29 protein-coding genes are annotated in these 25,562 nt (G+C 71.0%); 14 read left to right on the top strand and 15 right to left on the bottom strand.

Features of this window, described 5'->3' with window-relative positions; genetic code table 11:
* The first annotated feature begins 318 nt into the window (after positions 1 to 318).
* Complete coding sequence (locus F7Q99_RS31590) at positions 319 to 1,494, top strand: alpha/beta hydrolase (RefSeq protein ID WP_153467888.1); 1,176 nt, start codon at positions 319 to 321, stop codon at positions 1,492 to 1,494.
* Between the two features lie 79 nt (positions 1,495 to 1,573).
* The gene (locus tag F7Q99_RS31585) at positions 1,574 to 1,825 is read left to right on the top strand and encodes a hypothetical protein (RefSeq protein ID WP_195911336.1); all 252 of its coding nucleotides are present in this window, start codon (positions 1,574 to 1,576) and stop codon (positions 1,823 to 1,825) included.
* A 90-nt stretch (positions 1,826 to 1,915) separates the two neighbouring features.
* Here F7Q99_RS31585 and F7Q99_RS31580 read toward each other — a convergent pair whose 3' ends face one another.
* Positions 1,916 to 2,377: a hypothetical protein gene (locus F7Q99_RS31580; RefSeq protein ID WP_153467882.1), complete on the bottom strand. Its 462-nt coding sequence runs from the start codon at positions 2,375 to 2,377 to the stop codon at positions 1,916 to 1,918.
* 206 nt (positions 2,378 to 2,583) lie between these two features.
* Between F7Q99_RS31580 and F7Q99_RS31575 the strand changes: the two genes are divergently transcribed.
* The 5 genes from F7Q99_RS31575 (at position 2,584) to F7Q99_RS31555 (ending at position 7,691) form a co-directional block, all read left to right on the top strand.
* Positions 2,584 to 2,898: a hypothetical protein gene (locus F7Q99_RS31575; RefSeq protein ID WP_153467879.1), complete on the top strand. Its 315-nt coding sequence runs from the start codon at positions 2,584 to 2,586 to the stop codon at positions 2,896 to 2,898.
* 294 nt (positions 2,899 to 3,192) lie between these two features.
* Positions 3,193 to 3,939, top strand: a complete 747-nt coding sequence (locus tag F7Q99_RS31570) for a hypothetical protein (RefSeq protein ID WP_153467876.1) — start codon at positions 3,193 to 3,195, stop codon at positions 3,937 to 3,939.
* A gap of 394 nt (positions 3,940 to 4,333) precedes the next feature.
* Complete coding sequence (locus tag F7Q99_RS31565; RefSeq protein WP_153467873.1) at positions 4,334 to 5,308, top strand: GlxA family transcriptional regulator; 975 nt, start codon at positions 4,334 to 4,336, stop codon at positions 5,306 to 5,308.
* A gap of 109 nt (positions 5,309 to 5,417) precedes the next feature.
* Positions 5,418 to 6,164, top strand: a complete 747-nt coding sequence (locus F7Q99_RS31560) for an MBL fold metallo-hydrolase (RefSeq protein WP_153467870.1) — start codon at positions 5,418 to 5,420, stop codon at positions 6,162 to 6,164.
* A gap of 393 nt (positions 6,165 to 6,557) precedes the next feature.
* A complete protein-coding gene (locus F7Q99_RS31555; RefSeq protein ID WP_326846957.1) occupies positions 6,558 to 7,691 on the top strand; it encodes an IS630 family transposase in 1,134 nt (377 codons plus the stop codon).
* 24 nt (positions 7,692 to 7,715) lie between these two features.
* Here the strand turns inward: F7Q99_RS31555 and F7Q99_RS31550 are convergent, their stop codons facing one another.
* Positions 7,716 to 8,012 (bottom strand): hypothetical protein, encoded by a 297-nt coding sequence (locus F7Q99_RS31550; RefSeq protein WP_153463825.1) that lies wholly within the window; start codon positions 8,010 to 8,012, stop codon positions 7,716 to 7,718.
* Positions 8,013 to 8,143: 131 nt separating this feature from the next.
* Between F7Q99_RS31550 and F7Q99_RS31545 the strand changes: the two genes are divergently transcribed.
* Positions 8,144 to 8,764 (top strand): hypothetical protein, encoded by a 621-nt coding sequence (locus F7Q99_RS31545; protein ID WP_153467867.1) that lies wholly within the window; start codon positions 8,144 to 8,146, stop codon positions 8,762 to 8,764.
* A gap of 63 nt (positions 8,765 to 8,827) precedes the next feature.
* On the top strand, positions 8,828 to 8,956 hold the full coding sequence (locus tag F7Q99_RS42825; protein ID WP_268267687.1) for a hypothetical protein: 129 nt from the start codon (positions 8,828 to 8,830) through the stop codon (positions 8,954 to 8,956).
* A 201-nt stretch (positions 8,957 to 9,157) separates the two neighbouring features.
* On the opposite strand, the gene F7Q99_RS41910 is transcribed toward F7Q99_RS42825, so the two are convergent.
* Together F7Q99_RS41910 and F7Q99_RS31530 are read right to left on the bottom strand one after the other, a co-directional pair.
* Entirely contained in the window at positions 9,158 to 9,901 is a 744-nt protein-coding gene (locus F7Q99_RS41910) for an SMI1/KNR4 family protein (RefSeq protein ID WP_230211105.1), read from the bottom strand.
* A gap of 204 nt (positions 9,902 to 10,105) precedes the next feature.
* Positions 10,106 to 10,504: a VOC family protein gene (locus F7Q99_RS31530; RefSeq protein WP_153467864.1), complete on the bottom strand. Its 399-nt coding sequence runs from the start codon at positions 10,502 to 10,504 to the stop codon at positions 10,106 to 10,108.
* 94 nt (positions 10,505 to 10,598) lie between these two features.
* Between F7Q99_RS31530 and F7Q99_RS31525 the strand changes: the two genes are divergently transcribed.
* Entirely contained in the window at positions 10,599 to 11,588 is a 990-nt protein-coding gene (locus tag F7Q99_RS31525) for a helix-turn-helix transcriptional regulator (RefSeq protein ID WP_153467861.1), read from the top strand.
* A gap of 443 nt (positions 11,589 to 12,031) precedes the next feature.
* Positions 12,032 to 13,054, top strand: coding sequence for a hypothetical protein (locus F7Q99_RS31520; RefSeq protein WP_153467858.1), 1,023 nt, complete (start codon positions 12,032 to 12,034; stop codon positions 13,052 to 13,054).
* A 292-nt stretch (positions 13,055 to 13,346) separates the two neighbouring features.
* Here F7Q99_RS31520 and F7Q99_RS31515 read toward each other — a convergent pair whose 3' ends face one another.
* The 5 genes from F7Q99_RS31515 to F7Q99_RS31495 all read right to left on the bottom strand — a co-directional run bounded on the left by F7Q99_RS31515 (position 13,347) and on the right by F7Q99_RS31495 (position 17,347).
* A complete protein-coding gene (locus F7Q99_RS31515) occupies positions 13,347 to 13,997 on the bottom strand; it encodes a hypothetical protein (RefSeq protein WP_153467855.1) in 651 nt (216 codons plus the stop codon).
* Between the two features lie 201 nt (positions 13,998 to 14,198).
* Complete coding sequence (locus F7Q99_RS31510; RefSeq protein ID WP_326847382.1) at positions 14,199 to 15,032, bottom strand: anti-sigma factor family protein; 834 nt, start codon at positions 15,030 to 15,032, stop codon at positions 14,199 to 14,201.
* Complete coding sequence (locus F7Q99_RS31505) at positions 15,029 to 15,589, bottom strand: sigma-70 family RNA polymerase sigma factor (RefSeq protein WP_153467851.1); 561 nt, start codon at positions 15,587 to 15,589, stop codon at positions 15,029 to 15,031. The genes F7Q99_RS31510 and F7Q99_RS31505 overlap by 4 nt, the downstream gene beginning before the upstream one ends.
* Before the next feature lie 57 nt (positions 15,590 to 15,646).
* Entirely contained in the window at positions 15,647 to 16,657 is a 1,011-nt protein-coding gene (locus F7Q99_RS31500) for a DUF1996 domain-containing protein (protein ID WP_326847381.1), read from the bottom strand.
* Between the two features lie 72 nt (positions 16,658 to 16,729).
* On the bottom strand, positions 16,730 to 17,347 hold the full coding sequence (locus F7Q99_RS31495) for a hypothetical protein (protein WP_153467848.1): 618 nt from the start codon (positions 17,345 to 17,347) through the stop codon (positions 16,730 to 16,732).
* Positions 17,348 to 18,701: 1,354 nt separating this feature from the next.
* On the opposite strand from F7Q99_RS31495, the gene F7Q99_RS31490 reads away from it, so the two are divergent.
* Together F7Q99_RS31490 and F7Q99_RS31485 are read left to right on the top strand one after the other, a co-directional pair.
* Positions 18,702 to 19,001: a DUF4193 domain-containing protein gene (locus tag F7Q99_RS31490; protein ID WP_153467845.1), complete on the top strand. Its 300-nt coding sequence runs from the start codon at positions 18,702 to 18,704 to the stop codon at positions 18,999 to 19,001.
* Between the two features lie 260 nt (positions 19,002 to 19,261).
* Positions 19,262 to 20,023: a pirin family protein gene (locus F7Q99_RS31485; RefSeq protein ID WP_153467842.1), complete on the top strand. Its 762-nt coding sequence runs from the start codon at positions 19,262 to 19,264 to the stop codon at positions 20,021 to 20,023.
* Positions 20,024 to 20,465: 442 nt separating this feature from the next.
* Here F7Q99_RS31485 and F7Q99_RS31480 read toward each other — a convergent pair whose 3' ends face one another.
* On the bottom strand, positions 20,466 to 21,374 hold the full coding sequence (locus F7Q99_RS31480; RefSeq protein WP_153467839.1) for an ABC transporter substrate-binding protein: 909 nt from the start codon (positions 21,372 to 21,374) through the stop codon (positions 20,466 to 20,468).
* Between the two features lie 447 nt (positions 21,375 to 21,821).
* The gene (locus F7Q99_RS31475) at positions 21,822 to 22,295 is read right to left on the bottom strand and encodes an SgcJ/EcaC family oxidoreductase (RefSeq protein ID WP_153467835.1); all 474 of its coding nucleotides are present in this window, start codon (positions 22,293 to 22,295) and stop codon (positions 21,822 to 21,824) included.
* Positions 22,296 to 22,386: 91 nt separating this feature from the next.
* Between F7Q99_RS31475 and F7Q99_RS31470 the strand changes: the two genes are divergently transcribed.
* Positions 22,387 to 22,836: a MarR family winged helix-turn-helix transcriptional regulator gene (locus F7Q99_RS31470; protein ID WP_326847380.1), complete on the top strand. Its 450-nt coding sequence runs from the start codon at positions 22,387 to 22,389 to the stop codon at positions 22,834 to 22,836.
* A gap of 293 nt (positions 22,837 to 23,129) precedes the next feature.
* On the opposite strand, the gene F7Q99_RS31465 is transcribed toward F7Q99_RS31470, so the two are convergent.
* The 4 genes from F7Q99_RS31465 to F7Q99_RS31450 all read right to left on the bottom strand — a co-directional run bounded on the left by F7Q99_RS31465 (position 23,130) and on the right by F7Q99_RS31450 (position 25,249).
* Positions 23,130 to 23,327 (bottom strand): hypothetical protein, encoded by a 198-nt coding sequence (locus F7Q99_RS31465; RefSeq protein ID WP_153467832.1) that lies wholly within the window; start codon positions 23,325 to 23,327, stop codon positions 23,130 to 23,132.
* Complete coding sequence (locus tag F7Q99_RS31460) at positions 23,324 to 23,695, bottom strand: hypothetical protein (RefSeq protein ID WP_153467829.1); 372 nt, start codon at positions 23,693 to 23,695, stop codon at positions 23,324 to 23,326. Before F7Q99_RS31460 ends, F7Q99_RS31465 begins: the two co-directional genes overlap by 4 nt.
* A gap of 259 nt (positions 23,696 to 23,954) precedes the next feature.
* Complete coding sequence (locus F7Q99_RS31455; protein WP_153467826.1) at positions 23,955 to 24,293, bottom strand: hypothetical protein; 339 nt, start codon at positions 24,291 to 24,293, stop codon at positions 23,955 to 23,957.
* Positions 24,294 to 24,649: 356 nt separating this feature from the next.
* Positions 24,650 to 25,249, bottom strand: a complete 600-nt coding sequence (locus F7Q99_RS31450) for a DUF4190 domain-containing protein (protein WP_153467823.1) — start codon at positions 25,247 to 25,249, stop codon at positions 24,650 to 24,652.
* Positions 25,250 to 25,562 lie beyond the last annotated feature (313 nt).

The raw sequence follows: 25,562 nt of genomic DNA, 5'->3' as shown, positions 1-25,562 counted from the left end.
GCCCACCGCGCGAGGCCGAGCACCGTGGTGATGGTCGGTCAGCAGCGATGATCACGTGGCAGGGGCAGGGCTGGGTCGTGTGGGCCGATACGCGGATCCGACACGAGCGGTGGCGGCGTCCGGTCGACAGGCCGGACGCCGCCACCGTGAGCCCGGGTCGGCCCGGTGATCGATCGTTGGGGTGGCGCCTCAGCCCAGCGGCCGCGGCCTTGGTGACGCGGAAACTTCCGGACAGAGGCAACCGAACAGCCGTTCCAGGCTGTCACTCATGAGACCGGGCACACGAGCCCGGACGGCACAGAAACCGGCACCAAGGCAATGAATCTGACTGGCACTCCCGTCTTCGTCCTCACCGTCGTCCTGTTCGGGGCCTCCATAGCGCTGGCCATGGCGCAATGGCTGGGCACGGGAGCCCTCTTCGGGCCGGCACGGACCGCGGACGGGCGGCGCACGCCGCTGCGTGCGCTCTCCTACCTCGCCACCGTGCTGCTCTGTCAGTTCACCGCCGTGGCCCTGGTCTTCGTGATCGTCAACAACGAGAACCAGCTCTACGACAGCTGGGGAGACCTGCTGGGCACGTCCAGCCACGTCCGCGCCGTGCCCGTGCCGCCGAAGGACGAGGGCCTGGCCGGCGACCGCGGTGGCGCCACCGCCGGCCCGTCCGGCAGCCCCGCGCCGAAGGTGGCGCAGACCTTCCACGCGCCCGACTCGGACGCGGTGCCCAGGAACGTGAAGCAGGCCGACCTCAAGGGCCGGCTCTCCGGAGTCGACGGCGAGGTACTGGTCTGGACCCCGCCGCAGTACGACGACCCGGCCTACAAGGACAAGACCTTCCCGGTGGTCGAACTGCTCGTCGGATTCCCCGGATCCTCCAGCGCCTGGTTCGGCGACGCCATGGAAGCGACCAAGCAACTCGAACCACTCATGAAGTCCGGCCAGGTCACGCCGTTCATCCTCGTCGCACCACGCGTCACCCTCCTCGGCAGCAAGGCGGACACCGGATGCGCCGACATCCCGGGCAAGGTCAACGCCGAGACCTGGCTCTCACGCGACGTCCCACAGATGATCGTCGACAACTTCCGGGCCGACACCACCGCAGACCGCTGGGCCCTGTCCGGCTACTCCGCCGGCGCCCACTGCGCCCTGCGCCTCGCCCTCTCCCACCCGAACCGGTACCGCGCCGCGATCAGCATGTCCGGCTACAACGACCCGGCCGGCGAACCGGCCTCACTGACCGCCAAGGACTCGAAGCTGCGCGAGAGCGCCAACCCGCTCCACATCCTCACCCACGCCCCGACCCCGCCGAACGTCGCCCTCTACGTGACCGGCAAGCGGGGCGACGGACTGGAAGACGCCACCGCCCTCCAACAGGCCGCGAAGAGCCCCACCACCGTCACCCCGTCCGAGACCACCGGCGCGCACCTCACATCGACCTGGAAGCCACTCGTCGTCCCGACCTTCACCTGGCTGACCGGCATCATCCCGCCCCGCTGACAGCCGCGAGGCCCACCCCCCACCGAAGCGGACGGGACTTGGCCGGCAAACGGGGTTGCCGGCCAAGTCCGAGGCCAGCATGGCCGGCAACTGGGTGGCCACCGAGATCGGCCGGGCCGTACGGGCGGAACGGGAGAGCGGAACCCGCAAGCTCTTCCCGATCCGCATCGTCGCCCACGAGCGGCTGCTGCGCTGGGAACCGTTCGACGCCGACGCCGGCTACGACGTGGCCCGCGCCATCCGCGAGTACTGCATCCCGGACTTCTGCGACGACGGCCTCGACTTCCACCAGGCCGTCAGCCGCCTGGTCCGCGACCTGCGGGAGGACTGAGCTGGACCTGCCAGGGCCCCTGGGCGGCCCCGAAGGCTCCGACCGGGGCTGCGCACCGAAGCTGCGGCGCAGGTCCGGCCGGCCTTGGCCTCAGTCGGCGGGCCGGGCGGCGAGGTGGTACGCGCAGAGCTCCCGGAGCTCGGGGTAGCGGTGAGCGATCTCCGTCAGGTGCTGCCGCGGTACCACCTCCCCCGGCGCGGGTGACATGTGCATCTGGTGGAGGAGGGCGACGGCGAGGCGGGTGCGGTCGTCGGCCGTCCGCACCCAGCCGTTGAGGGTCCGCTGCAGGGCCGCGGCATCGTCCGTGCCGCACCACGCGGCGATGTTCAGGTAGAGAGCGGCTTCCTGGTTGGTGAGGGCCCCGGTGGCGGCGGCATCGGCGACGAGCTCGGCGATGTCGCTTGAGCCGCGCGCCTCGATCAGGTCGCGCACCGCGTCCCACACTTCGTAGGCCACGTCGTCCGGCAGGTCCGCTTCCCCCGGGTCGACCGGCAGCCTGATGGCGAGCAGCCGGTCGAGTGCGGGTTGCCACGGTGACGGTGTGGTCGGCATGCTGCCTCCAGATCGGGTGTGCCTCCCGCGCGTCAACAGTGCTGTCGGGGAGGGCGGGTAGGAGCCGGGTGCGCAGTAGATCATGCTGCCCACGGGAACCTCGACGCCGACCTGCCAGCGCACCCCTCGATCACGGTGGGGGTGCGACAGTGGCCCGGCCAGGACCCGCCGCGCGCCTCCGAGTCAGTACCTGGCAGCATCTCGCCATGACTGCTCCTCCCAGGCGCCTCACTGCTGGCCGCATCGTTTGTCTCGGGTACGCCGTGCTGCTCATCGTGCTCGCGGTCTGGACGACGCTACAGCCCTGGGCCGACCCGCTCTCCGGCTCGGGTGAGCTGCCCGCGGTCGCATTCGCGGTGGCATCCGCACCAGCGGCTCTTCCGCTGATCGCGACCGGCGCCGGCGGGACGCTGAGCGACTCGGGCTTCAACGCCCTGGTCGTCCTCGTCGCGCTTGCCGAGGTCGCCGTCCTTCGCTGGGTGCTGCGGCTCCGAGCGCTGAGGCGGCAGGCGACAAGCTGAGCCGCTGCCCGGCTCTGGCCCCCCGAAAGGGCAACAGGGTCGCTGTCCACGGCAGACACAGCAGTCGGGGGCGGTGTCTGGGCTCAGTGCCGCACTGCGTAAGGTGACGGCCGCCTCAGCCAGAGGTGATCGTCTCGAAGGGGAACAGTGCGGTACCAGCAATCCAGGGCGCGGCAGCGCGCGGCGGACCGGCAGTGGCTCAGGGCGGCCGAGCGGGCGCGGACCATCCGGGAGCGGCGGGAGGCCGCTGCCCCAGCTACCAGGCCACGGCGGCCCCGCCGGACAGTCGCCGGGGTGCTGGCCGTAGCGGCGGCGTTCGAGCTGGTGGTCCTGGTCTGGTTTGTCACCCTGCTGCCACCGGCGTTCCACAATGCCGACCGGTACCGGGCCGCCCTGCCATGCCCGGCCGCCGTGACCCGAAGCGACTGTCTGGCCGCCAGCACCGAGCTGACGCTCGAGGTGCATGCGGAGGTCGGCAAGGACCCGGACGACCGGATCGTGGTCCGGGCCCTCGGCGGGGACGGCCGGGAGGGCATCCGCCTGCACGGTACCGAGCCTGTGCTCAGCAGCGTCCACCCGGGCGACCAGGTCGAGGTCGTCCGTTGGGAGGGCGAGCCGGTTTCGGTGGTGTGGTCCGGACGCCGGCAGTTCGCGGAGGAGTTGCCGACCGACGGTCCGTACATGTTCCTGGCCGGGATCACCGGTGTTGGCCTGCTGCTCGCGGCGACGCTGTCGAAGGCTCGTCGCAGCTGGCGCGGCGACACCGGTTCCGCATGGGACCGCGATCCGAGCTGGGCGCTCACGATCCTGGCGGCCGTGGCCCTGATGCTCGGACTGCTGGGCGTCTGGCTGCAGAGCTTCACCGTACAGTTGCTCCTCGAAGTGCTGGTGGCCGGCCTCGGGGCCGTCAGCCTCCGCTCGCCCCGCCCCACACCTCCGGAGCCTCTCGTCCCGCCCCGCCCGCGCCACGCCCGACGCCCGGCCGTACGACTGCGCAGTGTGCCACCGGGCAGTCTGGTCCGGCGGCGGCCGGTCCGGTGACGTTCTCCACCGTCAGGCTCCGCACCAGGTCACCCGTGGTGCCGGCAGCCCGGCCGCGGCCCTCGCGATGGTGTTCGAGCTCGTCGAGCCGCCCAAGCCCGCTGGCGGACGGTCACCAGTGCCCACCGTGTGCCCTCGTCCGGGCGGGCGCCAAAGACGGTGTGGACCTCCTGCGCAAGCGGATCCTCCTCGCCCGCTGACCCGAGCCGACACGCCCGTTGCCCGCGACGTCCGGCCTCCGCTGCTGGTGTGGTGGGCCAACGGTCAGAGGTCGCCCGCACGGGTCCGGTTTCCTTGAACCTCCTGGCGCTGCCGTCGGCCACCCCTTCCGATGGCCTGATGTGACAGATTCTGGTCATTGCAGCCATGTCCGATCGGACGGAATGATCAGGGCATGCCCCAACCGCACCGCGTCGTGATCGTCGCCTTCCCCGGCATCGAGCTGCTGGACGCCACCGGACCGGCCGAGGTGTTCTCCGTCGCCTCCCGGGTCGCCGGAGCTGACCGGCCCGGTTACCTCGTGCAGATCGCGACGGCCGACGGCGGCCCGGTGACCACCTCCAGCGGCGTGCGGCTGATGGCCGACCTGGCCTTCGACGATGTGGCCGGCCCGATCGACACGCTGCTGGTGTCGGGGGCGATCGAGCTCGTCGACGGCGGTGTGGAGCCGGTGATCGACCACGAGGTCACCCACTGGCTCCGCCGTGCGGCACCCCGGGCCCGGCGGACCGGGTCGATCTGCGCGGGCGCGCACCTGCTGGCCGCCGCCGGGCTGCTGGAGGGCCGACCCGCCACGACCCACTGGCTCACCGCGGGCCGACTGGCAGCCGAACACCCCGGCGTCCACGTCGATCCCGATCCGATCTTCATCCGGGACGGGCAGGTGTGGACCTGCGCCGGCGTCACCTCGGGGATGGACATGGCGCTCGCCATGGTCGCCGAGGACCACGGCCAGGACCTCGCCCTCGCGACCGCCCGCATGATGGTGATGTACGTCAAACGCTCCGGCGGGCAGAGCCAGTTCAGCGTGCCGCTGTCCGTCCAGAGCTCCTCGGACGACCGGATCGACGAGCTGCGCAGGTGGATCGCCGACCATCTCGCCGAGGACCTCTCCCTCGAAGCCCTCGCGGCCCGCACCCACCTGAGCACGCGGCACTTCACCCGGTTGTTCCACCAGCGCACCTCCACGACACCGGCCGCCTATGTGGAGGCGGCCAGGCTGGAGGCCGCCCGGCGACTGCTGGAGGACAGCGACCGCAGCCTGCCGGAGGTCGCCGCCGCCAGCGGCCTCGGCTCCGTGGAGACGCTGCACCGCGTCTTCCGCCGGCGGCTGGGCACCACCCCGGCCGAGTACCGCCGCCGCTTCTGACCCACACCACCCACACCGCCTGCCAGCCACCGGGCGCGCCCACGCACCGGCAAGCCGAGCTTCGCCGTGCCCGCACGCGGCATCGACCAGCACACCTCGGAGGAAAACCATGTCCCGCACGAAGGTCGTCCCCATCCCGGTCATGGGCCGGCACAACATCAACGCCTACCTGCTGCTCGGCCGCCGTCCCGTCATCGTCGACGCCGGAACCCCCGGCAGCGGCCAAAAGATCCACGACCAGATCACCGCCCACGGCGTCGACCCCACCGACGTCGCACTGATCGTCATCACCCACGGCCACATCGACCACTTCGGCTCCGCCGCCGAACTGCACCGGCTCACCGGCGCGCCCCTCGCCGGCCACGTCGCCGACCTCGGGCCGTACCGCTCCGGCCGGGTCCGCGAACCCTACCTGCCCACCGGCCCGATGGGCCGCCTGATGGACCGCAACCAGAAGCTCCACGCCCGAGCGGAACCCTTCGAACCCGCGGTGCTCATCCGCGGCGAGACGAGCCTGGACGACTTCGGCCTCGCGGCGCGCATCATGCCCACTCCCGGCCACACCGCCGGATCGGTCTCCGTCCTCACCGACGACGGCGACCTCATCGCCGGCGACCTGATCGCGAACTCCTTCATGGGCCTCATCCCCGGCAAGCCCGCCAACCCGCCCTTCCACGACGACCCCCGGCAGAACCTCGCCAGCCTGCGCGAGATGCTCGCCCTCAACCCCACCACCCTCCACGTCGGCCACGGCACCCCGCTGGATCCCGACCGGGCACGGCAGTGGGCCGACAGGGAACACGACCGCCTCGCACGGCTCGAAGCCGCCGGACGCCTCACCACCCGCAGCGAGTGACGCACCACCGCGCGGCCCGGCACCGGGGACCCGGCGCTGGCCGGCAACAGTCGACTCACCGCGGGCCGTACGGTGTTGAGCCCGTTCCCCCGCTCCGCCTCGCGATGTGACCCCGTCACCTCGGCCGCCCGCACCGCCGCCGCACTGACGGCGTACCGCACAACCTGGAGATCCCGGCCGTCGACGTCGAGCGGTCCGCGGAGTTCTACCGGCGGGTGCAGCGGGGTGGGGGCGGGGCGGTGGCGTTCGATGACGGGGTGGGGGAGGTCATACGATCGGCATGTATCGGCACGGCCAGGGGCCCTCCTAGTGCCGCATCAGGCAACGTTCGCCCCGTCGTGACCTGTCGCCTGGTTGCTGTGCCGGGCGGCACCGGACGGTCAGAATGATCACGTGGCTGAACGCGTGCAGGTCCGTGAGATCGATGACGACGAGGGCAGACGGCTGCTGCGGATTGTCCGCCGGGGCGCTGGGTCGGTGGTGACCTGGCGGCGGGCCCACATGGTGTTGCTCTCTGCCCAGCGCATGCCCGTGGCGAAGATCGCCGAGGTCACGTTCACCAGCGCGGACCGGGTCCGCGACGTGATCCACAACTTCAATGCCGACGGCTTCGACTCGCTCTACCCGAAATACAAGGGCGGACGGCCCAGGACCTTCACGCTGCCCGAGCGCCGGGAGATCAAGAAGATCGCCAAGTCCAAGCCGGCCGAGCACGGCCTGCCCTTTTCGACCTGGAGCCTGGCCAAGCTGGCCGACTTCCTGGTCGCCGAGGGGGTGGTCGACGACATCAGCCATGAGGGCCTTCGGGTCCTGCTCCGCGAGGAGGGCGTCTCCTTTCAACGCGTGAAGACCTGGAAGACCTCGAAGGATCCCGACTACGAAGCGAAGAAGGCCCGCGTCGAGCACCTCTACGCGATCGCCGACGGCGAGGTCATACCCGAGAAAGGTGAGCCCGAAGTCGTCTTCTGTCTGGACGAGTTCGGGCCACTCAACCTCCAACCGCACCCCGGTCGGCAGTGGGCCGAACGCGGTGGCAAGGGCAAGGCCCCCGATCGCGAGCCCAGACCCCGGCGTCGGGCCACCTACACCCGACCGCACGGCGTCCGGCACCTGTTCGCCGCCTACGACCTCGCCAAGGACCAGCTCTACGGGCACATCAAGAAGACCAAGAACCGGTCCAAGTTCCTGGAGTTCTGCCGCTACCTGCGCTCGCTGTACGCGGCGGACGTTCGCATTGCGATCATCTGCGACAACTACTCACCGCACCTGACGACGAAGCGGTGCCAGCGGGTCGGGACCTGGGCGGCGGCGAACAACGTGGAGATCGCCTACACCCCGACCAATAGCTCCTGGCTCAACCGGATCGAAGCCCAGTTCACCGCCCTGCGCTACTTCGCCCTCGACGGCACCGACCACCAGAGCCACAAGGAGCAGGGAAGCATGATCCGCCGCTACATCATCTGGCGAAACAAGCACGCTGCCGACGAACGCCTCAGCGCGGTCGTCAATAGGGCGAACATCGCCTGATCTGCCATCGCGGGGCCGGCCAGGTCACCCCTCGTCCCTCGGCGTGACGGGACGTACGTACCACGCGGAGCAGAAATCTGCCTGGAGGACCACTTCGTCCCGGTAGAGGTAGTCGGCGTCATGAAGGACGACACCGCTCACCACGAAGTGGCTGACGCCCGAGTCAACCGAGTCGCGCGTCTCGCCTGACCTCGGGCTCAGCGGCACGTCGATACGAATCGGGGCCTCGGCGGGCAATTCGCTGAGGGCTTCGAGTAGCTCCCCCACCGTCAGCTCCACGGTCTCATGCCGGTAGCGCTCGATCTCCATGTCATCGGCCATGCGGCACAGGATACGAGCACAGATCCTTGATCAACTGGTGCCGATCAGCTCTTGTCCAGCGGCATCAGAGCAGGGCAAACGTTGCCTGATGCGGCACTAGGTGACGGTGTCCTCAGCGCGTTGATGAGGGCGTGGTGCTGTCGGCGGTGGAGAACATCCGGCCCGTGGTGGGCCAACGAGATATCCGTTTTCGGCTGCCGAACGGCGCGTGGCAGCATTCCGTCATGTCGATAGGGGGAGCATCTGCGACGGTGGCTGACGCGGTGCAGGAACTGCGGGAGATCGCCCACTCATGGGCCGACGGGCGGCACGGTGAACCTGAGCTTTTGATCGAAGCTGCTCTGCGTGCCCTGTGCGCCGGCGTCGACACACCGTCGCTGCTGCACCTTGCCGCGCTGAACCGCTGCGAGCACGATCTGGCCCCGGAGTTGTTCGGCCGGGTGATGGACGAGCTCGGTTTCGGTTTCCACCCGCCCGAGGACTACTGGGAGGGCCGCCTGGCGCTCGCCCGCTGGTGGGCTTCCGAGATCGTCGGCGGCTGGCTCGACCCCGCGGAGGGCATCGCGCTCATCTTCTACAACGTGGCAGAGGCCTATGGGCGCTGCGAGGAGTTGAACCCTCTGATCGACGCGGTAGCGGCACACTGGGAGAACGGCGGTCCACAGCGCTCCCCGCAAGAGATCACCGCACAGCTGAACCAGATCGCCCGGGAACTTCTGGCCCGCATCCCGCCCCCTGTCCCCTCCTCCTGAGGGCATTACCGCCCACCTTGGGCGCAACCGGGCGATCCTCTGCGCACCGTGTGGAGTTGACGGGTGGACGGTCGGCGCCCGAACGGGATCACGGGCTTCACGATGGGTGCCGACGCCCACACCTTCTACCTCGCCGGCGAGCACTTGCTGTGGCCCGACAGCCTCGCGAACCTGCAGATCGTCGGCTTCTGATCGGCGCACCGAAGCCGCCCCCGGGCGTCTGCGGTTGTCCTGACCTGCATGGACACTGGATTGCGCGAGACGGACTCGATTCAACGAACGTAGCGGCGCAGGACAGGCAAGCCCGAACGGATTGCCGGCACGCCCCCCACCGCCTGCTCCTACTGGCCGAGGATCTGCGAGTTGGGTGAGAAGCGCGTCCTGTCGTCCGGGTCAACGATGTCGTCGAGGTCGGTGAAGTAGAACGACGTCGTCGTGCCGGCCACCACATCGAGGAGGAACTGGCTGCACGAGGCCGGATAGGCCCTCCCAGAAGGGGCCGCGCCCCTCATTGAGGATGACGGTCCATTCCTCCGGCTCGACACCGGGCCGGACCAGCCAGTACAGGAAGTGTCCCGCACCTTCCACGTACCCCCAGGGCACCAGCCTGGCGTTGCCCTCATGGAGTTCCGACGGCTTGTCCTCGCCCGCTTCCCAGAGTTCGGCGAGGATCTCCTCGCGTTCGGCGGTCTGGGTGACCAGGTCGTACATCGCATCCGGGCAGCCCGGTTCCAGCAGCCAGAGCACCCCCGCGAAGAGGCCGCCGCCGTACGTCTGGACGAGCCGCTTGTAGTCGGCTGGCAGGGCGATGTCCAACGCCTCCTCCACGGCGGCCCACTCCACAGTGCTGCGGCCGCCGCCGGGCGGCGGGCACAGGCGTACCAGTGGTTCGGTGTGCCGCAGGCTCCGGGCCGTCCGTATGTCGCTCGCCAGGGCGCTGAACCGTGTCGGAGTCCTGGTGGCGTCCAGTACCACTGCGCGTATCCGGTCGCCGACCGCGGCGCGGGGAGTGTCCGACCACCATGAGGGGTGTTTGGTCCGGTCGATGAAGCCGTCGGCCCCGTCCACGTGGACGGCGGTCCCCGCCGGGGCCACGGCCGTGACGACCACGTCGTACTCGTGATGATCAGCAAGCATGACATCCACCCTGCACCATGTCGGCAGGCAGGAGCACAACGGGTAGACGGGCGGCCCCCGCGCCTGGGTTCGCTGGGACAGAACTGCTCAACAGGGCGAAAACGGTCAAGTGAACGCAGAGACCGTTCCGTCCCCGGCAGCAGGCATGACGACCCGCTGCGCCTGCGGCCGGGGACGGGCCCTCGCCAGGCGGCTTCGCTGTCGTCAGCGAGCGAACTTCTCGATGGCCGCGGGCGTGACAGGGGTGAAGAAGTTGACGAGGTTGCCGTCGGGGTCGCGGAGCAGGAGCGACCGGTTGCCCCAGGGCATCGTGGTGGGCTCGGTCACGAAGTCGGCGACGAAATCGGCCAGGTTCCGGTACACGCCGTCCACGTCGGCGACGAGGAATTCGATGATCACGGTGCTGTTGTCGGCCGGACGGGCTGAGCCGGGCGCGAACAGCGCCACGGTGCGGGTGCTGCCGATCGCGAGGGTCGCGCCTGCGGTCCGCAGTTCGGCGAAATCCTCGGTGGACCAGTCCGCCCGCACTCCGGTGGCCCGCTCGTAGAAGTCGACGAGGCGCGCGATGTCGCCGGTGATGATCCGGATCGAAACGAAGTCCATGGTGATCTCCTCATGCTGGTGAAGCCGTTGCACCTCGGACGCTAGAGCAAATAGTGGACAGAATCGGTCCGGTATAGACGCTAGGCTCGTGGACATGGCTCGACCTACCGGCCGCGTGCTCACCCTCCTGGAACTCCTGCAGTCGGGCGGCATCAGAACGGTGGCCGAACTCGCCGACCGGCTCGGCGTCGACGGGCGCACCGTGCGGCGATATGTGGACCACCTGGTCGACCTCGACATCCCCGTCGAGGCGGTCCGCGGCCGCTACGGCGGGTACCGGCTCGCCCCCGGGTACCGCCTGCCTCCGCTCATGCTCAACGACGACGAGGCGCTCGCCGTGCTGCTCGGCCTCGTCGCCGGCCGCAGGACGGGGTTGCTGACGGCGACTCAAACCGCAGGCGAGACGGCAGCGGCCAAGATCCGCCGGGCACTGCCCGAGCGTCTGGCCCGTCGGCTCGACGCCGTCATGGAATCCCTCGCCTTCACGGCTGCGCCTGGCGAGTCGGCCACCCCGGAGACAGGGGTCCTGCTCGCCGTCGCCGATGCGGTACGCCATCGCCGCCCGATCTCGATCAGGTACACCACCCGAGACGGCCGGCGAAGCGAACGCACGCTGCATCCGTACGGGATCGTCACCCATGCGGGCCGGTGGTACGTCACGGGCACCGATCCCGAGATCGGCCAGGACCGGACTTTCCGGCTCGATCGCATCGCGGACGCGAGGGCCCTGCCGGGCTCATTCGAGCCGCCCGCCGGACTCGATCCGGCACAGCGCGTCCTGTCAGGGCTCGCCAAGGCCGCGTACCGGCACGAAGTGACCCTGCGGATCCACGGGACGGTCGAACAGATCCGCGCCCGACTTCCCGCCAGCGTCGCGAGTGTGGAGGAGCTCGCCCCCGCGGAAGGCACGGATCCGCACGCCGAGCGTTGGCTCCACGTCGAATTGAGAGCAGAGCGGCTCGACTGGTTGCCTCCCGTCCTTGCCTCGCTCGACCGGCCGTTCGTCATCGAGCGACCGGACGAACTCCGAGATCTCGTCCTCGCGCTCGCCGACCGACTCACAGCCTCTGCCCGCAGAGCCTGACGCCGCTGTCTACCGCGAGAATCCCCGCTGCGGATCCTGCCGTGTCGGGTGAGGCTCAGCCGTACGGCGCTGCCTACATGACGGCCGTTCGAGAACTCACCGCTGCGTCCTGGCCAGGTCGAGGACACCCCCGTCGGGTTTCTCGTGCATGCCCACCGGCTGCTCGCCATGGCGCCGCATTCGGCGACCCGGTCTCCGGCATCCGGGCCGGTTGAAGTGTCGCGCTGGCGGGTCGTCGGTGCGGCGGACGGCTTCGGTGTGCGGGGTTTGCGGCTGGAGAACGAGCCGGCCCGTCCCCGACAGCCGTCCGCGACGACATTCGGGCGACGGCGCCCCGTCCTGGCCTGCGGCGTTGCGGTTCGGTCTCCCGCCGCGGGCGGATTGTGCATGATCGCTCTGTTGATGTCAGAGTGGCACCGTCTTTTTTTCCGATCGGGGGTTTGATGACAGCGGGGACCGGGTCTGATCTCGTCGCCACAGTGGTCGAGGCGCTGGTGCAGTCCGCGTCCAACGCGGTCGGCGCGGCCGGTGCGGCGCTCGGCGGCGAGGCGGTCGCGCGCGTGCGGGAGGCGCTGCGGCAGTGGCCGCAGTGGGCGCACGCCCTCGGACGGGTGGAGGCCTTCCCGGGCGACCCGCAGGCGCAGTGGGACCTGGCGCTCGCGGTGGGCCAACTCCTGGGCCGGGACCCGGGCCTGGCGGCCAACCTGCGCGCCCGGCTCTCCGTCGCCATGACCGCGCCGCCGCCGGCGGCAACGGAGCCGGTGCCGCAGATGTCGCACCCCGGCGACGGCGCCAACTGGCCTGCGTTCGGCGCCGGAACGGTACTGGGAACGCCTTCCCGGCGTGGCCGCATCTGGGCGCTCACCGGCGTGGTCGTCGTGCTCGCCGTGGTCGGGTCGGCGGTCGGGCTCGGCATCTACCTCAACTCCGGCCCGGACGGGCCGAAGCCGCTGGCCACCCTGGACCAGGTGAAGTCCGTCCTGCCCGACCTGCACGCCGTGCCGGACGGCTGGACCCAGGAGAAGGCGCCTTCCGCAGGGCCCATGGGCGGCTGCAGCGACGCCGCCACCTCGCCCGCGCAGGCGGACCTGTGCAACCAGGTGCTCGGGACGGGCAGCTCGCGTTTCCACGCCGACAACGGGAAGACCCAGGTGGTGTTCAACATCATGGCGGGCCCCAGCCCGGCGTGGGCCGACAAGATGTACGACTCCGCCTACTCCGTTTACAGCGACCTGCCCGACAAGCTGCCGATGGCCGCTCCGAAGGCCGGCGAGCGGTCCGCGATCTACAGGGACAGCGAGTGCCTGGACTTCCTCGTGAAGACCGGTAGCACCGTCCTCAGGATCTCCTACTGCCCGGAGAACCCGGACGCCCCGAACGCGGAGCTGGTCAACCGGATCACCCGCATGTTCGCCACGCGCTCGCAGCAGGCGCAGGACGGGAAGACCCCGGACGCCGCGGCGTAAGAGCCGTCCTCGACACGGCCAGTTGCCGACACCGCGCTGTCTGCCGCCCTGGTGTTCGCCGAGCACCCCGGTCTCGCCGGGCACCGTGACGGCCTGGCCCATGGCAGAAATCGTGCCACCGAGGTCCGACATGCTCGGCCGCTGTGGAGAAAGGGCCCGGCCAGTGCTGAACCCGTCGGATGCTCCTGCGGCGGTCGACGCCGCAGCCGAGCCACTCGAAGATCTGCTCGACGATGTCAGCCACGTGGTGTCCGTGGGCACGGGCGCCGAGCCGCGTGCCCCTTCTGGAGACTCAGGCTCCTTCATTCCAGTCGAGGTCCTGGAACTCGAGGCCATCGGGGCCGAGTTCGGTGTTCTCCGCGTGCTCCCGCATCCGGGAGCCGTACTCGGGGTGGCTCATCAGGCCCGTGTAGGTGTCGAAGTCCAGGTCGATCACATCGGCGAGGTCGGCGAGGTAGACGTCGAGGCCGGGGTACATCACGGCGACGTACGGCAGGTCGTCGATGTCGGTGACGAGCACCGGGTACTCGCCGGTGGAGTCGGGCCGGCCCAGGTAGAGCAGGCGGCGGGAGTCACTGCCACCGACCAGCGGAAGGCACGGGGAGGGCAGCAGCTTCTCGAAATCGGCGAACATGCCGACCATGACGCCGTCGGAGCCGTACATCCACTCGGTCGTGTCGCCGAGTGCGCGGCCCTCGAAGACGGGCGCCTGCTCGTCGTCGTACCAACCGATCTCGCTCAGCCAGGAGCTGTCGAACGCGAGCCACCGGCGCAGGCTTGGAGGCAGCGGCCGGTCGCCGGCCAGCCGCAGGCGGTCGATCGTCTCGGGCGCGAGCGGCACCGGTTCGGTGATGTCCGGCGCGTCCGCCGTGGGCCAGCCGTCCTGCTTGACCCGGGCGATCACCCGATCTATCAGTGCTGCTCCGTGCATGCTCTCGTCCATGGGCGGCACTCTCCCACACCGCGCCGACAGCGAGGAGCCTGCTGCTCCCGCATCAGGCCCTGCCACACGATGTTCGCCGCCCTGGTCACGATCGGCCGCGTCGGCGGCTGAGGCCGGCCTCGTCCCCCCGGCCCCGGTGCGTCCGCCGACCCCCGAGGGGCGGCGGACGCACCGGAACGCCCGGGGGCCGGCGGGGGAGTCCTACACCGGAACCGTCACGAAGGTCTGCCCGGTCTCGTTGACGACCGACACCGAGGTCACGTCCTCCGGTGCAACGATGGCCGAACCATCCAGTGTGGTACCGGACTTGGCGCCTACGGCGGAGACCAGCCAGCTGCCCGCGTCCACCGTGGCCCCGCTCCTGCCGTTGACCACCAGGTGGCATCGCTGGCCGGCCGGGATGCCGGTGACCGCCGCGTTCACCCGCACCCAGCCCATCGCCGGGGTCACCGCCAGTGTCATCCGGGCGCCGGTGGCCGGATCCGTCCCGGAGCCGGTCCTGGTCCCGGCGGGGGGCGGGGTGGCAGCGGCGGTGGTCGGGGCCGGGCCGACGGCCACCGTCGGTGCGGCGTCGGTGCTGCGGCCCAGCGCGATCCCGAGGACCAGCGCCGCGACTGCCGCGGCGGCCGCGACCGCGCCGATCCGGGCCCGGCGCCGGCGCAGCGCCGAGCCGCGTTCCGTCCGGGCCTGCCGCAGGGTGCGCTGCAGCAGCAGGTCGCCGCCCTCAGGCGGACCGTCCACGAGCAGTTCGGGCGGCACCTCGCCCAGGACGGTCTCCAGCTCCCTCAACTCGGTCACCTCCTGACGGCAGGTCGGGCAGTCGGCCAGGTGCCGTTCGACCTGCGCCCCCTCGGCCGGATCGAGCGCGCCCAGCACGTAGGCGCCGACGAGCTCCGCGTTCCGGTCGTGCGGCGTCGTGCTCCCGCCTGTGGTCTGACTGGTGGCGCGCCCCGGGTACGCACCGTTCGCGCTCGTGCCGTTCGTGTCCATGCCGTTCGTGTTCGCGTCGTCCGTGTTCGCGTCGTCCGTCGTCACACCGACACCTCCTGCCACGTCCCCGTCCTGCCGGTGTACGAGCGTTTGAGCGCCCGGAGCGCGTAGTGCGCGCGGGACTTGACCGTTCCGGCCGGCACCCCCAGCTGCTCCGCGGCCTCGGTGACCGACAGCCGCTGGAAGTAGATCGAGCGCAGCACCTCGCGGTGCTCGGGCGAGAGCCGCTCCAGCGCCTGCGACATCACCAGCGTCTCCACCACGCCCTCGGCGTGGTCGTGTTCGACCGGCACGGTGGCCGTCTCCTCGGAGACCTGCGCCACCTCGGCCGGGCGGGCGGCCCGGGCCCGGAACCGGTCGGTGATCAGGTTGCGCTCCACGGTCAGCAACCAGCCGCGCACCGACCCGCGGGCCTCGGTCAGCGCCTCCGGGTTGCGCCAGGCCCGGATCAGGGTCTCCTGGACGGCGTCCTCGGCCGCCGCGCGGTCGCCGGTGATCCGGATGGCGTAGGCGAGCAGCGCGCCGCCGTGCTGCTCGTAGAGCGTCCGGATCAGTGCCTCGTCGGCGGCGTCCTGCCGCGCGCCTGGTCGTGTCCTCGCCATCCGCCATTCCTCCGTCGTCGGGTGCCACGTCCAGCACGTACGCGGGGGCCGTCCGGTTCAACCGGATTCCCGGCAGCTGCGGTCCTCGTTCAGACAGGCCACCACGTCGGCCATCTGCCGGTCGGTCATCAGGCCGATGAACACCGCGTGGTCGGTGAGCGGACTGTGGTGCTGCTCGGGGAAGGTGTCCAGGGCGAAGGCCCGGGGCGGCGGCGGGCGGTAGCCGACGGTCACCCGCAGGTGCGGGATGGGGAAGGTGTTGTGCGGGCAGACGCCGGCGGCGGACGGGAACCGCACGTGGGAGCGGTGGCCGGGACTGTCCGTGCCGCGCCCGTCCCAGCAGCTGGGGAAGTCCAGGGTGCGGGTGAGGAGGCTCCCGGCGGGGCAGAGCGGGTAGCGGTCGGTGGTCGTGCGGTCGGCGAAGCCCGTGCAGCCCCAGCGGGCGCCGGCCTCCGCGCCACCGTCGGTGGCGGCGGTCGGGTCGCCCTCCAGGAGCCGGAGGAAGCGCGGCATCGGTACGACCTTGCTCCACGGGTTGCCGAGGTACTCGACGGTGACCGTCTCGGGAATGAGGATCTCGCGGGTGTCGCCGTGCGGGGCGTCGGACGCCCCGGCGGCGGTGTGCGGCGCCGAGCCGTCGTGGTCGGTGCGGCGGAGGACCGGCCAGTAGTACGTCGAGCGGTCGCCGCCGGTGCAGGTGGTCGCGGCGGCGGCGAGGCTGTCGTCGGTGGAGTCCGCGTCCGTGGAGAGGTTGCCGACGTAGTCGTGCACGTGGTGGGCGCCGCCCACCGTCCCGGGGGAGACCACCACGTTGTCCGCGTTGCGGTGCCCCTCCTGGTTGCGCCCGCAGTCCTGCGCGTACGAGCCGGCGGAGGCGTCCGGGCCGGCGGCCGGCGGGGCGGGTGCGGCGACGGCCACCGCGGTGATGTCGACGAATCCGGCCGCCGGTTCCGGCCTGCCCGGCCGGAAGCGGACCACCAGCAGCGACAGCCCCAGGGCGAGGCAGAGCAGGACGCCGACCGGGAGCGCGGCGCCCCCCAGCCGGTGGTGAAGGCGGTCCTGGTGCACCGCGACAGTCTGGGCGAGGAGCCGCCGCGCGGGCAAGGCGGTTCCGGCCGCCCTGCCGCCGCGCTGGTCGGGTCAGTAGCCCCCGGAGTAGCCGCCGCTCTGCGACGGGGCCGACGACGGGGCCTGAGAGGGCGTCTGGGCGGGCGCCTGGCCGGCCGCGCCCGACGCCTTCTTCCCCTCGGGCGTGCTCGCGAACCAGGTGCCGCCGACGCCCTGCCCGTTGGTCTGACCCGATGCGGTGTCCCCGGCGAAGCGGTAGAGCGGCCAGCCGTTGAGGGTGACCTGCTTCGTTCCGTCCGGCCTGGTCACGTTGCCGACCAGGGCGGAGTCGATCCCGGTGACCTGCACCGCGTCCTGGGCGGTGACCGGCGGCCACTTCGCGGCGCAGGCGTCGGTGCAGGTGCTCGCGGACGGCTTGGCGGTGTCCTTGTCGAAGCGGTAGAGGGTCCGGCCTGCGGAGTCGGTGACGATCGGGCCGAGCGTGGCCGACTTCGCGGCGACGAGCCGGGCCCCGGAGGAGTTACCGGCCGCCGTGGCGGGCGCCGTGGCGGCGGCGGTCGACGGGGCCTTCTCGCCGTACCCGTCGCCCGAGTCGGGCCCGCAGGCGGTGGCGGCGAGCGCGAGCACGGCGATGCCGGAGACGGCGAGCAGACGGCGCGCGGCGAACGCGGGAACGGTGAACTTGGGCATGGCGAACTCCCCCTGGGTGCATGGTGGTTGACGATTCGGGTGGTGGTGGCCCGTGTACCCTCCACACGAGTCCGCGGCGGGAACGGTTCAATGCCGTTGAAAATATTTTTTCGACCCAGGCCCCGGTCTCCGGCCGGCAGCCCGACCGCGACCCCGAGCGCTTCGGCCGCCGCCACGTACCAGTAGCGCCGTCCGAAGCTCACGCTCGGCTTCTCGCCGCCTCCGACCTCGGGCGCCTCCCTGCGGCGTCGGCCCAGGAGCACCGGTCCGAGGAGAGCCGCGATGGCGAGCCACCGGCCGCCCCGGCAACTCTGCTCGCGCCCGTCGTTGCGCCGCGACCGGGCGCGAAGGCGGCGCACCCGTTGTTGCGCGCCTCTGGAAACCACGCGTGTGGGACCGCCGCCGTGGAGAGGCGGAACGCCAAATACCGGTAGGGGTATATTTGGGTTTTGTCGGCCCATTCACCGAGGCCGTCGGAAGGGAGCGCGGTATGTGCCGCCGAGTCGCCTGCCGCACCTGCGGAAAGCCGACCTACGCCGGGTGCGGGATGCACGTCGAACAGGTGCTGGCCGGGGTGTCCAAGTCCGGGCGGTGTTCCTGCCCACCGAAGGAGCGGACGTCTGGCGGCTGGCTCGCGAGGCTGCTCGCGCGGCGCTGACGCCACCTGCTCGCCGCGCACGGCGACAGCCCCGACGAGAGGTGACGTCCTCATTCCGCCTCGCCGGACAGCTGGAACAGGACGCTCGCTGGCGCAGCGGACCCCCGCCGTGTGGGCGGCCACCACAACACCTGACCGCGCTCGCGCGAGTCCATCCACCCGTCTCCCGGGCCGCTCCGAAACTGGACCCGGAACCTGGGAGTCACGCCGTCAAACCGGCCAGGAGCAGGGACTATCCGGCGACAAGGTCACTACGAAGTGCCACCTCGAAACCGGTCTCCGCTGCTGTTCCCTGGCTTCTGTCGTTGCCGCGCCGAAGGTGAGCGTGCCCGTCAGCAGCGCAGCGGCGAGCGCGACAACGGCCCACTGTCCAGTGAGTGCAGTCGCGACTTGGTCGCCGAGCCCGAGCAGCCGCCGGACGGTGTCCCGCAGCGCCGGCGAGACCGGCAGCGCCGGGGCGCCTGCCGGGACGGTGAACCGCGGCCCTCCACTGGCTGCGCAACCACACCATCCACGACCTGTCGCCGATGGCGCGCGCCACCGGCGGCGGGTCGCGTGTCGGCTCGCGCGCCAGCGGGCCCGGCAGATGGGATGGTGGTGCGCCACGGGCGGGATCGGCCACGAACACGCGTCCCTCCGGCCGGCAGGCGGCACGACCCGCCCGCCGGAATCGACCCTTGAGGAGAAGACACCACCTTGGCAACCGACTACGACGCCCCACGCGACACCGGCGACGAGAGCAGCGACGACAGCATCGAGGCACTGAAGAGCCAGCGCGACGACAAGCGGAGCTCCTCCGTCGACGTGGAGCCCGAGGCCGCCGAAGGGCTCGAGCTTCCGGGCGCCGACCTGTCCGGTGAGGAGCTCACCGTTCGGGTCGTGCCCCTTCAGGAGGACGAGTTCACCTGCATGACCTGCTTCCTGGTCCACCACCGCGCCCAACTCGCCGGTGAGGACAAGAACGGTCAACCCATCTGCCGCGACTGCGCGTCCTGACCGCCGCGGCCCGACCTGCCGGAAGCCACCCCGCACGATCCGACCGCCGGCCTGGCCGTTCCGTGCAGGACCGCAGGCAGGCCCGCACCCGCCGGTCCGGGCCTGCCTGCTCCCACAACCAGGCGCACACCGCCAGCTGCGCCGCAGGTAGGCCCCCGGGGACGTCTTCCGAGCGCGCCTTGGGCGTCGGTGCCACCGTGGTGGGAATATCCTCCAGACGCTATTGTTGAATGGTAAACAACATTCGAGAAGGGCTTCCGATGGCATCCGTACTCGACATCCGCCGCGCCGACGAGCGCTTCCACACCCGCGCCGGCTGGCTCGACTCCCGGCACTCCTTCTCGTTCTCCCGGCACTGGGACCCGGCCAACACCCACTTCGGGCTGCTGCTGGTCTCCAACGACGACGTGGTGGCGCCGGGTACCGGCTTTGACACCCACCCGCACCGCGACATGGAGATCGTCACTTGGGTGCTCGACGGCGCCCTGGTCCACCAGGACTCCGAGGGGCACAACGGCGTGATCTACCCGGGGCTGGCCCAGCGGATGAGCGCCGGCACCGGGATCCTGCACAGCGAGAAGAACGACTCCTGGACGCTCACCGGCGAGCCCGAGCACCGGAACCCGGTGCACTTCCTGCAGATGTGGACCATCCCCGACACCGCCGGCATCCAGCCCGGCTACGAGCAACTCGACATCAACGACGAACTCGCCCGCGGCGGCTGGGTCACCCTGGCCTCCGGCATGCCCGAGCACACCAGCCGGCGCGCCATCGCCATCCGGCAGAAGCACGCCGCCCTGCACGTCGCCCGGATCCGGCCCGGCGAGACCCTGGAGCTGCCCACCGCGCCGTTCGCCCACCTGTTCATCGCGAGGGGCGGCGCCGAACTCGAAGGGGCCGGCCTGCTGGGCACCGGCGACGCCGCCCGGATCACCGGCTCCGACGGCCGGCGGCTCACCGGCGGCTCTGACGGCGCCGAGGCCCTGGTGTGGGAGATGACGGCGGCCGTGACGGTGAGCTGACCTCGCCCTTTCCCGGCAGGTCCCGCGGTTCGATGCCGACCGCGGCGCCCGGATCCGGGCGCCGCACGACGCCCGGCCTGGCCGCAGCCCGTCCTGATCGGCAACCTTGATGACCGCCGCCGACCCCTCTGGATTCTTTGACGGCCCACCCAGGGACGCGGGCAGGCGGACCGTCAAGGAATCCGAATCGACGCAGGTCATGCGGCCTACAACTCCGTCCACCCGCACGGCCGCCCGCCCCGACCGAGCGGGTGCCGGACCGGGGCCGACGGCCGCGCCGGACCATTCCTCGCCGAGCCGGCGGGGGGGCGGGGGCGGCGAAGAGGTATGGATCCGGCCGACGTCCAGCCGGTGCTCGCGCCCGCGCACTGCCGGCGGCGGCGAGCCCGACGCTCCGCCCGACGGCGACCACGCCGACGGTGCCTCGCGGAAGGGACGCTTGTCACAGGCCGGCGTTCAGGGTGGCGCTGATGACGGCGCCGCCGCCGAGGTTCCACTTGTCGAGGATCTTCTGGTACGTGCCGTTGCCGATGAGTTGGTTCAGGGCGCGGAACAGGATGTCGGGCAGTTCCTTCTGGTTTCGGCTGACGGCGATTCCGTAGAGGTCCGACTCCCGGTAGTTGCCGACCAGTTGGAACCGGCCCTTTCGGTCGGGGGCGGTGGTGTTGTACGAGGCGCCGGGGTAGTCGTTGAGGTCGGCGACGGCCGTTCCGGACGCGATTTCGGCCAGCGCCTGGTCGTCGTTGTCCACCGAGTCGACCCGCAGCGGCTTGCCGGTCCTGGCGCAGGCGGCGGACTGCTTCTTGGCGACCTTGATCTGGACCGAGTTGCCCTGCACGGCGATGGTGTGGCCACACAGGCTGTCCAAGGTGGACACGCTCAGCGGGTTGCCGGCCTTGACCAGGATCGAGGTGCCGGTCATGAAGTAGTCGACGAAGTCCACGCCAGGGTTGGTGATGCGGCCGGCGGCGTCCTTGCCCTGCTGGCGGTCGCGGGAGTCGATGACGGCCGACATCGCCAGGTCGAGTTTCCCGGCCTGCACGGCCGGTATGAGGTCGTTGAACGCCATGTCGACGAACCTGACCCGCAGACCGAGGTAGGAGCCGAGGGCTGTGGCGATGTCCAGGTCGAGACCGGCGGGTGCGCCGCCAGGGTCCTTGAAGTCGACCGGGACGTAGTTGAGGTAGGAGCCGATGCGCAGTTCACCCGAGTCGCGGATGGCCTGCGGGAGTCGGGATCGGAGCGTGGACGATGCGTTGGGCGGAGCGGGCGTGGCGGCACAGCCGCTTGCGAGCAGGCCGCTGAGGCCCGCGGCCGCCAGTACTGCCTTGCCGGTGCGGGGTCGGGGCATGGTGGTGCTGTCTTCCGGAAAGCGGGGAGAGGGGGAGGGGCGCCGCGTGCGACCGCGTGGGTGAGGCGGTGGGGGAACGCCGGCCGGTGCTCGGGCCCGCCTGGGTCCGGCGGTCTATGGCCGTCGGACGGCGTGGAAGCGGAGACCGCAGTCTTTCAGACACGGCCCGACGGGGCCGTTGGCGGATCCCACGAAACCGCTACTCGGTGCGGCTGCCGCGGTCATGGGATGTGACGGGACGTGGCCGAGTCCGACCAGGGAACCTTCGCGATACCGGCGAGTATCGGAACCGGGCGCTCGTACGAGAGGTCGACCGCTCCACCGTGTTCCCGCCCCGGGTGGCCGCGAAGTTCACCGCCTACCGCGAGTTGTTCCGCGTCAGGGGGCACCGTGCGGTGAGAGGCACCGGCCAGAGCACCACCACGACCGTCGAGACGAGGACGGCGGCTAGCAGGCCGCCGGGCGGGTGGCCGGCTGGAAGCGGAAGGAGATCGCCTCCAGCAGCCGCTTGCGCTGGGTCTTCTGGACGGCGGCGATGCGCCAGCGGCCGTCGGCCTCGCGAACCACGGTGTAGGTGGCGAGCTTGCCCAAACGCTTCGGGCGGCTCTTGTGGACCTCGCCGCGGGCGAGGACGAGGGCGGTGTCCGGCCCGAGGAAGCGCAGTTCGACGATGTCGGTGGTGAGCCGGGTGCCCTTCAGGAAGCTGTCGAAGAGGGCCTGGTGGGCGCGACCGATCTCGGGGCCGCCGTGGTAGACGGTGCCGGCGTAGGTGACGTCGGTGGCGTCGGCGGTGAACTGCTCGCCGTAGGCGGTGCCGTCGCCGTGGTTCCAGGCGGCCGCGCTGCGCTCCAGGAGGGCGCGGATCTCGGCGGCGTCGGTTTCCCGGGCGTCGGTGTTCGAGGTGGAGTTGAGAGCGGACATGGTGTTCCCCCTTCGTGGTAGCTTCACTGGGGAAGTTACTTCATTGAAGATTTCTCTTCCTTGGAGAAGAGACTAGGGAGGGGGGAACCCCGTGTCAACGCCTGCGATGCCCGCCGACGCGAGCGCGGTCTACCGCCGCTACCTCAGCGCGGTCATGTTCCACGGCCACGCGAGCGCCCGGGCGTGCGATCTCGGCGCCACCGACCTGTACGCGCTGAACATCCTCGAACTGTCCGGGGCCATGACCCCCGGCGAACTGGCCACTCGCACCGGGCTGACCACCGGCCCCACCACGCGCCTGATCGACCGCCTGGAGCAGGCGGGCTACGTGCGCCGGGTGCCCGATCCCGGCGACCGGCGCAAGGTCATCGTCGAACCGGTCGCCAGCCCCGCCGCCCTCGACCAGGCCGTGGCGCCCGCCCGGCAGCGGATCGGTGAGATCCTGGCCGGGTACTCACCCGAGCAACTCGCTGTCCTCTTCGACTACTTCGCCCGCGCCACCGAGGCGTACCAGGCGACGGCCGAGCAACTGCGCGACTGACCGCCCAGCGGCCCGGCGGTGGCGGACGCGAGGGTGAGCCTGGCGGGCGCGGGCGTCGTACCAGGACCGGCGGGGCGGGGGAGTAGGGCTCGAATCCGGCCCGCCCGTAGATGAGTGTGCGGCATCGACGGCGATTGTGGCTTTGCGTGGGCGTCGGCGAGAGGTGGAGCCGCGCCGGATGACCCGCGCTGCTTCTGTTGGTCGTTCCAGGGTGGGCCAGGGCCGCGGCGTGGATCTCGGCCCGCAGGAGCTTGCGTACGCTCGGGCGGGTGTGCGTCCCAGCGCGGGTGCGGTTACTCGTGCAGGGGCGCTTCGGTGAAGCTGGTGCCGCTGGAGCCGAGCGCGCTGGTGCGGGCCTCGTAGGTGCCGTTCGAGCTGGGGTCGAGCGCGGTCGGCTTGAAGGGTCCGAGGGACTGGCCGTTGATGGTGGCCGAGGTGAAGTTCGGGGTGCCGAAGTTGGGATAGGACCCGGTCGGCGATTCGATCCTCACAGTGGCGTGAGGATGTCCTGGTGCGCCCCGTCGAGGACCAGGCCGTTGTCCAGCCGGACCCGGACCGTCACCTGTGTCCCCCGCTCCTGGTACGCGGCCCACTTCGGTTCCAGCTCGGCGATCTGCGCCTCCAGCCGCTCCCGGCTCGCCACCGGCATGGTGTGCCCGTAGTCCTCGAACAGCGCTTTCAGTCGCTGGTACTCGCGGACCTCCTCGTCCTCCGGGAGCTCCTCCACCCGCTCGACGGTGCCCTCGATCCCGGCGCCCAGCAAGAGAAACCCGACGACGGCCCCAGGCTCCCCGGCGACTGCCTCACCGATCCCGAGGTCCTCGGCCAACCTGACGCGCCGGCCTTCCTCCAGGGTCATCCGTCCTCCGCCTCTCCATCGATCGCTGCCGCTGGCGCAGCCAGTCTGCAGCCTCGGCCATTATCCGCCGGACGTGTCATGGTGCCGGGACGCGGGCAGGCCGGGGCGGGCTGGCCTGTTGGAATCGCTGGTCGTCATGCTCGTCATCCACCGGATGTCCATCCCTTCGCGACCGTCGGCACAGGCCATGCTGGCACGGGGAGTTGGCGCGTGCCGGGCCGGGCGCCGGCCTGGCACGCCGAAACGGCCGCCGAACAAGTCACGGACCGTCACGAAAGATCAAGGCAGGCCAGCGATCATGGCGGGCGCGGACCAGCCCCACGGGGCCGGTGACGTCCGGACGCGCTACGCCGCCGAGATCGTGGGCCTTGCTCCGCGCGTGTCGGACGGCGAGCTGCTCGGCGGCCGGTGCCTGGGCGTCCGAGCGGCGGGCCCCGGGGAAGGTGGCGGCGACGGCGGAGCCGGCTGCGGTGAGGTGCCAGGCCTTCGCGCGGCCGGCCTGCGGCAGGGTCACGAACTCGGCCAGGCCCTCGGCGTGGAGGCGGGTGCGGCGCTTCTGGGTCTGCTTGATCAGGCGGTGCCGCCGCCTACGCCACACCGTTCCACCGCGGGCACGGCCATCTGGCGATCCCGGCCACCGCGAAGGCCGACGAGTACAACGCCGGGCAGTGGATGCGCCGCCAGCACAACACCACTGACCTGACCGACGGCCAGGTGGCCAAGCGCGACGCCCTGGACCCCCGTGGCGCCTCGACCCCGACTGGAACAGATCGTACCGCCGCCTGCCCGCCTACCTCGCCGCCGGTGGCACTCGGAGGGTCCGGCCAACGGCGCCGGTGGCGAGGCGGACCCGGCACACGTCCCCCAGGAGGGGAACGTGTGCCGGGCGCCGGCGGGAGGTCAGCCAGCGGTAGGCGCGTCGAACCATGTCGCCGGCGCGGTGACCCCCAGGGGTCAGCTGCCGATGTGGCCGCAGGCGGTGTCGACCTTGTTGGCGTCGGTCTCCAGCTTCGACTGCAGGTCGGCGCTCGGCGCGGTGCCGGTGCTGACCGCGGTGTACATCTGCTGGTAGTCGGCGGCCAGCGCGCTGATCGCGTTCTTGGCATTGGCGTTGCCGGCCTTGGCCGCGGCGGCGTTCAGCTGGTCGGTCGCGTTCTTGAGGTCGGCCTTCAGCGCGTCCGGGTTGCTGGCGTCGGCGGAAATCTTGTCCGAGTAGGTGGTCACAGTGCTGGTGGCGCTGGTGCACCCGGGATCGATGGCCTTGACCACCTTCGAACCGATCACCACGAAGACCGTGATGCCCACCGCGATCGAGAGGAGCGACACGATGAGACCGATGATCGCCGGCACTTTGCCCTTGCCGGCGCTCTTGGACTTGACCAGGCCGATGATGCTGAAGATGAGGCCGAGCGGGGAGAAGAAGAAGGCCAGGACCAGACCGGCGATCGCGAAGCCGTTCGAGCCGGTCGGCTGCTGGATCGGGGTCGGGTAGCCGTACGGCTGCTGCGGCGCGCCGTAGGGCTGCTGGGGGGCCTCACTGGGGGGTATGGACACGTCAATCCTTAGGGGGACACGGGGATGGCCGCATACGAATACAGGAAGCCAGCACTCCTTGGCAACTCTGAGTAATGACAGCGGCCGCGGTGCCAGGCCGAACTCGGCCCGGCCGCGGCCGCCCAACCGGCTGCGCGGCGACGGTTCCCGGGCGAGATCGTGGACACCCGGTGCCGGTATCGGCTCGGTTGCCAGGACCGTACTGTCACCTGCCACCCGGTGTGGCACATGGCCCATCTCACCGGCCGTGGTTGGAGCGATGCCGCCTCCACGGCCGCCTGAGGGCCGGCCTCGTGTGCCGGGCCGAAGTCCG

This window comes from Streptomyces kaniharaensis, assembly GCF_009569385.1.
Taxonomy (GTDB): Bacteria; Actinomycetota; Actinomycetes; order Streptomycetales; family Streptomycetaceae; genus Kitasatospora; species Kitasatospora kaniharaensis.
The sequence above is the reverse complement of the archived record's forward strand: the minus strand, read 5'-3'. Positions and strand labels throughout refer to the sequence as shown.

Excerpts from the sequence above, each read along its gene's own strand:
- F7Q99_RS31590 (WP_153467888.1), top strand. The coding sequence starts at position 319 with ATGAATCTGACTGGCACTCCCGTCTTCGTCCTCACCGTCGTCCTGTTC.
- F7Q99_RS31585 (WP_195911336.1), top strand. The coding sequence starts at position 1,574 with ATGGCCGGCAACTGGGTGGCCACCGAGATCGGCCGGGCCGTACGGGCG.
- F7Q99_RS31580 (WP_153467882.1), bottom strand. The coding sequence starts at position 2,377 with ATGCCGACCACACCGTCACCGTGGCAACCCGCACTCGACCGGCTGCTC.
- F7Q99_RS31575 (WP_153467879.1), top strand. The coding sequence starts at position 2,584 with ATGACTGCTCCTCCCAGGCGCCTCACTGCTGGCCGCATCGTTTGTCTC.
- F7Q99_RS31565 (WP_153467873.1), top strand. The coding sequence starts at position 4,334 with ATGCCCCAACCGCACCGCGTCGTGATCGTCGCCTTCCCCGGCATCGAG.
- F7Q99_RS31560 (WP_153467870.1), top strand. The coding sequence starts at position 5,418 with ATGTCCCGCACGAAGGTCGTCCCCATCCCGGTCATGGGCCGGCACAAC.
- F7Q99_RS31550 (WP_153463825.1), bottom strand. The coding sequence starts at position 8,012 with ATGGCCGATGACATGGAGATCGAGCGCTACCGGCATGAGACCGTGGAG.
- F7Q99_RS41910 (WP_230211105.1), bottom strand. The coding sequence starts at position 9,901 with ATGCTTGCTGATCATCACGAGTACGACGTGGTCGTCACGGCCGTGGCC.
- F7Q99_RS31530 (WP_153467864.1), bottom strand. The coding sequence starts at position 10,504 with ATGGACTTCGTTTCGATCCGGATCATCACCGGCGACATCGCGCGCCTC.
- F7Q99_RS31525 (WP_153467861.1), top strand. The coding sequence starts at position 10,599 with ATGGCTCGACCTACCGGCCGCGTGCTCACCCTCCTGGAACTCCTGCAG.
- F7Q99_RS31520 (WP_153467858.1), top strand. The coding sequence starts at position 12,032 with ATGACAGCGGGGACCGGGTCTGATCTCGTCGCCACAGTGGTCGAGGCG.
- F7Q99_RS31515 (WP_153467855.1), bottom strand. The coding sequence starts at position 13,997 with ATGGACGAGAGCATGCACGGAGCAGCACTGATAGATCGGGTGATCGCC.
- F7Q99_RS31505 (WP_153467851.1), bottom strand. The coding sequence starts at position 15,589 with ATGGCGAGGACACGACCAGGCGCGCGGCAGGACGCCGCCGACGAGGCA.
- F7Q99_RS31495 (WP_153467848.1), bottom strand. The coding sequence starts at position 17,347 with ATGCCCAAGTTCACCGTTCCCGCGTTCGCCGCGCGCCGTCTGCTCGCC.
- F7Q99_RS31485 (WP_153467842.1), top strand. The coding sequence starts at position 19,262 with ATGGCATCCGTACTCGACATCCGCCGCGCCGACGAGCGCTTCCACACC.
- F7Q99_RS31480 (WP_153467839.1), bottom strand. The coding sequence starts at position 21,374 with ATGCCCCGACCCCGCACCGGCAAGGCAGTACTGGCGGCCGCGGGCCTC.
- F7Q99_RS31475 (WP_153467835.1), bottom strand. The coding sequence starts at position 22,295 with ATGTCCGCTCTCAACTCCACCTCGAACACCGACGCCCGGGAAACCGAC.
- F7Q99_RS31460 (WP_153467829.1), bottom strand. The coding sequence starts at position 23,695 with ATGACCCTGGAGGAAGGCCGGCGCGTCAGGTTGGCCGAGGACCTCGGG.